The organism is Streptomyces davaonensis JCM 4913 (assembly GCF_000349325.1).
Lineage (GTDB): Bacteria > Actinomycetota > Actinomycetes > Streptomycetales > Streptomycetaceae > Streptomyces > Streptomyces davaonensis.
Window position 1 is genome coordinate 2373705 of record NC_020504.1, and the last position, 9074, is coordinate 2382778.

General features: G+C 75.4%; 3 protein-coding genes. All 3 read right to left on the reverse strand.

Annotated features, from left to right (window positions below; translation table 11 throughout):
- Positions 1 to 12 precede the first annotated feature (12 nt).
- Genes BN159_RS10380 through BN159_RS10390 form a run of 3 tightly spaced genes read right to left on the reverse strand, consistent with a single transcriptional unit; the run spans position 13 to position 9064 of the window.
- Positions 13 to 840 (reverse strand): thioesterase II family protein, encoded by an 828-nt coding sequence (locus BN159_RS10380; RefSeq protein WP_015656910.1) that lies wholly within the window; start codon positions 838 to 840, stop codon positions 13 to 15.
- Complete coding sequence (locus tag BN159_RS10385; RefSeq protein WP_015656911.1) at positions 837 to 6080, reverse strand: condensation domain-containing protein; 5244 nt, start codon at positions 6078 to 6080, stop codon at positions 837 to 839. Before BN159_RS10385 ends, BN159_RS10380 begins: the two co-directional genes overlap by 4 nt.
- Positions 6077 to 9064: an acyltransferase domain-containing protein gene (locus BN159_RS10390; RefSeq protein ID WP_051113492.1), complete on the reverse strand. Its 2988-nt coding sequence runs from the start codon at positions 9062 to 9064 to the stop codon at positions 6077 to 6079. Before BN159_RS10390 ends, BN159_RS10385 begins: the two co-directional genes overlap by 4 nt.
- Positions 9065 to 9074: the final 10 nt, after the last annotated feature.

Genomic DNA, 9074 nt, shown 5'->3' on the forward strand with positions numbered 1-9074 from the left:
CGTGTCCCCTTGTCAGCTCGCCGTGCCCGGTGCCGTGCCGTCGGCAGGCAGCGCGCGGATCTCGTCGACGACGGCACCCACCACGGCGGTGGCGTGCTCGAGCAGGTAGAAGTGGCCCCCGGGGTACTGCCGCACGCGCACCGGACGGGTCGACTCCGTCCGCCAGCCGCTCAGCCCCTCCATCGAACTCATGGGGTCCTGGGTGCTCCCGAAGACGATCAGCGGGACGTCCAGCGGTTCGTCCGGCTGATACCGGTAGCGCTCGCAGACGCCGAAGTCCGCGCGGAGCGCGGGCAGCAGCACGTCGATCAGGTCGGGCTCGGCGAGGATCTCGTCCGGCATGCCGCCGAGGGACGCCACCTCCGCGAGGAACCGGTCGTCCGGCAGCGTGCTGATCGGGACGTGCGTAGGCAGACCGCTCGGCCCCGGCCAGCCGGAGACGGCCAGCAGCACCGGGGCGGGGGCGGCGCGGCGGCGCAGTTCCCGGGTGAGTTCGAAGGACAGCAGCGCGCCCATGCTGTGGCCGAAGAACGCGTACGGCCGTGTCGAGTCCCGGGTGGCGAGGGCCTCGGCCAGCGCCTCGACGATCTCCTGGTGCCCGCCCATCGCGGGTTCGGCCATCCGGTCCTGCCGGCCCGGCAGTTGGACCGCGTGCAGGGCGATCGACCGCGGCAGCAGCGGCAGCCAGGGGCGGAACGCGGGCGCGCTGGCGCCGGCGAACGGGAAGCAGATCAGGTCCAGCGAGGCCTCGGGGCGCTCGTCGAACGCGACCAACCACGAAGGCCGCCGGGTGCGGGCTGTCGGCCGGGGGCGGTCCGCCGCCGGTCGGGTTCCGGTCATGGGGTGCCTCCGGGGTCCTGCTCACCGAGCAGGGGGCGCAGGTGTCGGACGAGTACTTCGACGTGGGGCGGGTTGAGCAGCGTCAGATGGTCACCGGGCACGTCCAGGATCCGCAGCCCGGGGGCCACGGCGTCCCAGCCGAGCGCGCGGTCGGGCCGGTAGAACTCGGGGTCGTTGATCCCCTCGGGCATCGGGTCGAGGCCGATGAACAGGGTCAGCGGGCCGTCCCAGGGATCGGGCCGGTAGCCCTGCATCATGCGGCGGGCGGTGCGGACCGCGTCGACGGTGGAGCGGAACAGGTCGATGCCGATGTCCCCTTCGAGCACCTCCGCCACCCGCCGGTACAGCAGGTCGAGTTGGGCCTGCTCGTCGTCGAGCGGCAGGAGCTCCTCCTCGGTGAGCCGCACGGACCGGTGGAAGATCAGCTCGAAGACCCGTGCGTAGTGGTGGGTGCGGTAGGCCAGCAGCTCGCGCGGGGCGAGGTCCGGGGGCGAACCCGCCAGGGAGGACTCGAACAGGGTGAGCACCTCGACCTCTTCGCCCGCGGCGGTGAGCTGCTGGGCCATCTCGAAGGCGACGAGACCGCCGAAGGAGAGGCCGCCGAGCCGGTAGGGGCCGTGCGGGAAGGCCTCGCGCACGGCGTCGACGTAGTGCGCCGCGAGATCCTGGAGCCGGTCGAACCGGGCGATGTCGGAGTGCTCCAGCATGTAGAAGGGCTGCTGGGGTCCGAGCTGGTCGGCCAGGAACTGGTAGACGAGCGTGTTCATCCCGGTCTGGTGGACGGCGAAGAACGGCGGCCTGTCCCCCTGTTCCCGCAGCGCGACCAGCGAGGAGCGGGCGCTCTTGCCGGTGCCGGGCCGCAGCACGTCGGCGAGCTCGGCGACGGTCGGGTTGCCGAACAGGACCGCCAGGTCCACGTCCTGGTCGAACCGGCGCTGGAGCCGGGAGATCACCCGCATCGCCAGCAGGGAGTGCCCGCCGAGCGCGAAGAAGTTGTCGGTGGCGCCGACCGGGCGCACCCCGAGCACGTCCTCCCACACCTTGCAGATCCTGAGCTCGGTGCTGTCCCTGGGCGGCACGAAGGCCGCCGCGCCGTCGCGGGAGCCGCGTTCGGAGGCCGGCAGCGCCCCCGGGTCGGGGCGGCCGTGCCGGGTCAGCGGCAGGCTGCCGGTGAGGATGAACTCGTCGGGGACGAGGTGCGACGGCAGGGGGCCCGAGTCGAGCGCGGCGCGCAGCCGGGGCAGCAGCCGGCTCTCCCGGCGCCGGGTGAGCGGGTCGTTGGCGCAGTCGGGCCAGGGGCGCGGAGCGGGCCGCAGGGTGTCGGCGTAGGCCCACCACTTCGCCCGTACGGTCTCCTTGCCCGGCCCCTCGGCGGGCGCGAACAGGGCGTCGACGGTGCCCGGACGGTCGCCGACGAGGAGTTCGGCGAGGTAGCCGTGGCGCTCGGCGAGGTCGTGCAGATCGTCGGGTTCCACGGCCGGATCGCTCTCCGCGGCGGCCCGCAGGGTGCCGGTGTCATGGGGGGCGGTGCCGTCCTGAAGGGACCGGACGGCGACCGCGAGACCGTGACAGCGGGCGTCGGGAACGCCGCGCACGAGCAGGGAACCGGGCCGTGCGGCGAGTTCCTCGCGGACGGCCGCGAGATCTCCGCGCCACTCGGTGACCCGGGCCGGCGCCTCGGACTCGGCGCCGGTGTCGAAGGTGAGCAGGGCGTCGTAGCGGAAGCGGGACATCTCGTTGCGGGCGCGGCCCCGCCGTACCGTGATGCGGGTGCTGCCGCCGGGTGCCCCGGCCACCGTCCGGCGGAAGAAGTCGGGGTGCAGGACGAGTTCCTCGTCGGTGCGGGCGGCGCGGTGGGCGGCCTGCCACAGCTGCCGGGTGTCGTGGTGGTCGGGGCAGTTGGCGAGCTGCCCGGCGAGGTGCTGGGCATCGAGCAGCGGCAGGCTGCGGACGTCGCCGACGAAGATCCGTCCGCCCGGGGCCAGCAGGGCGCGGGCCCGGTCGAGGACGCGGCGCAGGTAGGCGGCGTGCGGGAAGTACTGCGCGACGGAGTTGACGATCACCAGGTCGAAGGCGGCCTCGGGCAGCCCGGTGACGTCGTCGCCCTCCTGGCAGCGCAGCTCCACCCGGTCGGCGACGGACGGCGGCAGATGGTCGCGGACGTAGTCGACGGCCGTCGGTGACAGGTCCGTCGCCCAGTACCGCTCGCACTCGGCGCTCAGCGGGAGCAGGAGCATGCCGGTACCGCAGCCGATCTCCAGGACCCGGCGCGGGGCGAGCGCGCGGAGCCGGTCCAGGGTGCCGTCGAGCCATTCGCGCATCTCCGCGTCGGGGATCGCCCCGCCGGTGAGGCTGCTGTTCCAGCCGGCGGTGTTGAAGTCGGGCTCGGCACCGAGGTCCGTGCTGCCGTAGGCGTGCGCGAAGACCTGCCGCCACTGGTCGACCTGGTCGGTGTCCAGGTCCCCGGCGGGTTCGTCGCCGCCCTGCCGGGCGGGCACGACGTGGGCGAGCAGCCGACGGGTCTCGCCCTGGCCGTCGGCGGTCACGACGGCCTGCTCGACGTCGGCGAGGGCTACGAGCGCGTCCTCGACCTCGGCGGGGTCGACGACCTGTCCCCGCACGGCCAGCCGCCGGTCGGCGCGGCCGAGGATCTCCAGTCGGCCGTCCTCGGTCCACCGCGCGAGATCGCCGGTGGCCAGCAGCCTGCCGTGCGGGCTGTCCGCCCGCGGGGCGGAGCGGAAGCGCTCCGCGGTGAGCGCGGGCCGGCCCGGGTAGCCGCGGGCCACCGCCTCGCCGCCGAGGTGGAGCTCGCCGGGAACCCCCGCCGGCAGCGCGGCGCCGGAGTCGTCGAGGACGTACGCGGCGACTCCGGCGGTGGGCCGCCCGCCCGGACGGGCCGGTTCGGTGTCGGGCACACGGGCGACGGTGGCGAGGCCGGCCGTCTCCGCGGTGCCGTACACCTCGAACAGGGTGCGGCCGCTCGCCCAGCGGCGCAGGGTCGCGCGCGGGCCGCGTTCGCCGGAGACCAGGACCGTGCGCACGCCGGGCAGCGGGTGCTCGCCGGGCAGCGCCGCGAGCAGGGACGGGGTGAGCCGCAGGCAGGTCACGCCGGTGAGGTCGGGGTGGCTGCGGTGGTCCTGGGCCTCGCGGAGCAACGCGGCGGCGGTGACCGGGCGTTCGGGGCAGCGCAGGGTGGCGCCGTTGCCGAGGGCGAGGTGGAGTTCGAGCAGCCCGTCGGCGCTGCCGGGCGGGGCCGTGGAGAGCACCACGTCGTCGGCGGTGAGACCGAACTCCTCGACCGCGGCCGAGGCCATGGCGGCGACGGCCGCGTGGCCGAGCAGGACGGCCTTGGGCGCGCCGGTCGTCCCGGCGGTCGTCACCGTCCAGGCCGGCTTCTCCGGGCCTTCGTCCGGCGCGGGGACGACGGCGTGCTCCCCGGTGTCCGGCTCCGGTGCCGTGTCCAGCAGGATCACGTCCCAGTCGTCGCCGTCCGGCACGGTCGTGCCGGTGCGGGTGAGCAGCAGGCCGGTCCGGGCCTCGCGGGCCGCGGCGGCCGTCCGCTCCGGCGCCTCGGCGGGGTCGAGGCCGAAGGGCACGGCACCGGCCCGCGCGACGGCGAGCAGCGCGACGGTCTCCTCCAGGCGGTCCGGCAGCAGGACGCCCACGATGTCGCCGGCGGCCACCCCCTGTCCGGCCAGCAGCCGGACCGTCCGGTTCACCCGGTCGTCCAGCTCGCGGTAGGTGAGCCGGCGGGTGCCGGAGGTCAACGCCGGCGCGTCCGGCGTACGGACGGCGTGTTCGGCGACCGCGTGGTGGGCGGCGCCCGGGCCGCGGCTCGGGGCCGGGCCACGGGACCAGCGCTCCAGGTCGGCGCGTTCGCCGGGGGTCGTCATCGGGACCCGGCCCAGACGGCGCCGGGGCTCGGCGGCGAGTTCGGCGAGCAGGGTGTCCAGATGCCCGAGCAGGCGCTCGGCGGCGGCGTCGGGGAGCCAGGACGGATCGTAGGAGATGCGCAGTCCCAGCCGCTCGCCGGGCAGGCCGGCCAGGGTGAGCGGGTAGTTGGTGCGGGTGTAGTACGTGAAGTCGGCGACGGTCAGGTCCTCGAAGCCCTGCCAGACGGCCGCGAGGGGGTCCGCGTCGAGGTTCTGGAGCACCTGAACGGTCTCGAACAGCTCCACTCCGGCGGGCGTCGCGCTCCACTCCTGGATACGGGTCATGGGCACGTGCTCGTAGGCGCGGGCGGCCAGGGCGTCGGCCTGCACGTCGCGGAGCCAGTCGCCGACCTCCCGGTCCGGGTCGACGCGCAGCCGGGTGGGCACGGTGTTGACGAAGAGTCCGACCATGTCCTCCACGCCGTCCAGCTGGGGCGGGCGCCCGGAGGAGACGGCCCCGAACACCACGTCCCCGCGGCCGGAGTAGCGCGCCAGCAGCAGGCCCCAGGCGGCCTGAAGCAGGGTGCCCAGGGTGATCCGCTGCTCGGTGCAGGCCGCCGTCACCGCGGCGGTCCGCTCGGCGTCGAGCCGGTGCAGCCGGGCGTGCTGCACCTGGCCGGCGGAGCCGGCGGTGGCCGAACGCAGCAGCCGTGTCGGCTCGGTGAAGCCCTTCAGCCGCCGCCGCCAGAACGCCTCGGCCTCGGCGGGGTCCTGCTCGCCGAGCCAGGTGAGGTAGTCGCGGTACGGCCGTACCGGCGGTGGCGCGAAGGGCTCGCCCCGGGACAACGCCCCGTAGGCGGTGCCCACTTCGCGCAGCATGATCCCGGTGGACCAGCCGTCCTGGATGATGTGGTGGAGGCTGAAGGCGAAGCGGTGCCGGTCGTCGCCGAGCCGGGCCAGGTGCAGGCGGATCAGCGGGGCCTCGGACAGATCGAAGCCGGTCTTGCGGTCCTGGGCCAGCAACTGCTCCTCGCGGGCGGCGCGCTGGTCCTCGGTCAGGTCGCTCCAGTCGTGCTCGGCCAGCGGGACGGGCGCGGTGCGCTGGATCACCTGCACCGGCTTGTCCAGCCGCTCCCAGCGGAACGCGCTGCGCAGGGTGGTGTGCCGGTCCACCACCGCCTGCCAGGCCCGGCGCAGCAGCGCGGGGTCGAGCGGGCCGTGGAAGGTGACGGCGGCCTGCTGGAGATAGACGGCCGAGTCGGGGTGGCGCAGGGTGTGGTAGAGCATCCCCTCCTGCATGGGCGAGAGGACGTGGACGTCCTCCACGTTGTCGAGCGCGGCGGCGCGGGGCCGCTTGTCCGTGGTCATCGGCTGTCCTTCTCGCTCCGGCGCGGTTCGCTGAACAGCACCGCGAATTCGTCGTCGGTCAGGGCGTCCCAGCCGCCCGAACCGTCCGGCTCGGTCGGCGCGGTCGGCTCGGTCGGTCCGGTGGACCGGCCGGCCTCGCGCAGAGCGGTGGCGGTGCGTTCCACCAGCTCACGCACCGACGCCTCCTCGTGCCGCCGGGCGTCGTACCACCAGTCCAGGTGGAGACGGTCGGCGCTCAGCCAGCAGCGCAGTTCCATCGGATTGCCCAGACAGGCGGCGGCCGAGCGCGCGGCCGGCACCACGCCCGGGGCGGGGCGCAGCGGGCCGTCGTCGAGTCCGGCCGTGTCGTAGGAGAGGGCGCCGAGGTAGCTGACCATCAGCTCCGGCTCGGGCACCTCGGCCAGCAGCGCCGCGGTCGGCGCGTGGAGTCGGGCGAGCACTCCGTGGCCGAGCCCCTGCCGGGGAATCTCATGCAGCGCGTCGCGGGTGCGGGCGAGCGCTCCGTCGAGTCCGCGTCCGCCGGTGCTCAGCAGCACCGGGTACACGGTGGTGCAGGGGCCGATCGTGCGGGTGAGGTCCAGGCCAGGGAACGGCACCGCGCGTCCGTGGCCCTCGATGTCCGCCAACACCGCGTCCTCGCCGGTGACATGGCGGTGGGCCACGGCCACGGCGGCGAGCAGGGTCTCGTCCAGCGGGGCGCGCCGCCCGCGCTGGAACGCCTGGAGCGCGGCCGTGTCGGCGGCGTCGAGCACGGCCTGCGCACAGCGCACGTCGGCCTCGCCCGTGGCGGACCGGGTCGCGGACCGCAGGGCCTTGCGCCGCTCACCGGCCCACAGCGCCCGCTCGGCGTGTACGTCCGGTTCGGCGGCCAGCGCGGTGACGCGGGCCGCCCACTCGGGCCACGCGGTGGTGGCGGGCGACAGTTCGACGGGCGAGCCCGCGAGCGCCTGTCCGCAGGCGGTGTTCAGGTCCTGGAGGAGCAGCCGCTCGGAGGCGATGTCCACGAGCAGGTGGTGCAGGACCAGGATGACGAGACCGGACCGCGGCAGGCAGGCGGCCCTCAGCAGCGGCCCGCCCGCGTAGCAGTCGGCGGCGACGGCCCGTCCCAGTTCCTCGGCGACCCGGGGCGCGGCGTCCGGCTCGTCGCTGTCGACCACCAGCAACGGAACCCGCCGGGTGGGGTCGGCGACCTCCTGTTCCCACAGTCCGTCGCGGTGCCGGACGCGCAGCCGCAGCCCGTCGTGCAGGGCGACCACGGCGTTCAGCGCCTCGTCGAGCGCCTGCGGTGCCAGGGCGCCGGGGATCTGGAGGACCAGCGGCACATGGAAGTCCTTCGAGCGCGGCTCCTGGAGCAGCCGCAACTGGGCGGGCGTCAGCGGGACGGGGCCGGTCCATCGCTCCCGCGCCGGGCTCCGCCCGGTCTCGGGGGCCGCCGCCGCGTCGAGCGCGTCGGCCAGCTCGGCCACCGTCTGGTGGGTGAAGACGTCCTGGGGTGACATCGTGAGCCCGGCCTTGGTGGCCCGGGACGCCAGCTGAACGGCGATCAGTGAATCGCCGCGCAGATCGAAGAAGTTGGCGTCGGGCGGCACGTCGGGGACACCGAGCAGGTCGCTCCAGATGGCGGTGAGGACGGCACGGGTGCCGACCGTCGGCGTCTCCGGCCGCGGCTCGGGCACGGGCACGGGCGCGCTCGGGCCGCCGCCCGACGCCGAGCTCCTCGGGCCGCCGCCCGTGACGTACGCCGACTCGATCCAGTGCCGGTCCGGGCGGAACGGGTATCCGGGCAGCGAGACCTTGCGCGGCGTCCGCCCGCCCCGGGCCGGGCGCCAGTCGACGTCCACCCCGGCGGCCCACAGCGCACCGAGGGCGAGGGTCAGGACGTCGACGTCCTCTCGCGGCTCGGAGGGGTGCCGGACGGTCTGCACCGTTCGGTGCTCCGGGCCCCAGGCGGTACTGCGGCGGGCCAGCGTGGTCAGGGTGCGGCCCGGGCCGGTCTCCACCAGCACGCGGGGGCCTTCGGCCAACAGGGCCGTCACCGCGGCGCCGAAGCGCACCGGCTCCCTCAACTGCCGGGCCCAGCGGTCGTGGTCGACGGCCTCGGTGTCCGTCATCCAGGTGCCGGTGACCCCGGAGAGCAGCGGGATCCGCGGTGGACGCAGCCGGACGCCGGCGATCTCCGCGGCGAAGCGGTCGGCGGCCTCCTGTACGGCGCTGGTGTGGAAGGCGTGGGCGGTGTGCAGCCGGGTCGAGGCCACACCGCGCGCCGTGAGCCGCTCGGCGAGCCGCTCCACCGCGTCGGCCGGACCGGCGACGACACAGCCACCGGGTTCGTTGAGCGCGGCCAACTCCACGCCGCTGCCGCTCAGCTCTTCGGCGACGGCCGCCTCGCCCAGCCGCACCGAGAGCATGGCGCCGGGCGGCGCCTGGCGCATGAGACGCCCTCGCGCGGCGACCATGCGCACCGCGTCCGGCAGATCGACGACGCCCGCCAGGCAGGCCGCGGTGTACTCCCCGACGCTGTGGCCCGCGAGCGCCTGCGGCCGTATCCCCCAGGGCTCGAGCCTGCGGGCGAGCGCGTACTCGACGCTGAACAGGGCGGCCTGGGCGAGGTCCGTGCGCCGGGACAGCTCCTCGTCGTCGGCCAGGATCGCCGCGAGCACATCGGTGCCCAGGGCGTCGGAGAACGGCTCGGCGCACTCGACGAGGTGCTCCCTGAAGAGCGCGTCGTGCCGGTGCAGTCCCGCCGTCATCCCGGGGTACTGGGCTCCCTGACCCGGCATCAGAAACGCGACCGTGGGCTGCTTCTCGGGGGCGAGAGCGGTGTGGGAGCGCGGGTGGGCGGCCCCGGCGAGCGCCTCGGCGGCCTCCGCCGGAGTGCGGGCGACCACCGCACGGCGGTGCGCGTGCGCGCGGCGGCCGTCGGCCAGGGTGGCGGCCACGTCGACGAGCCGCAGCTCCGGCGCCCCGGCCAGGTGGGCGCCCAAGGGCACCGGC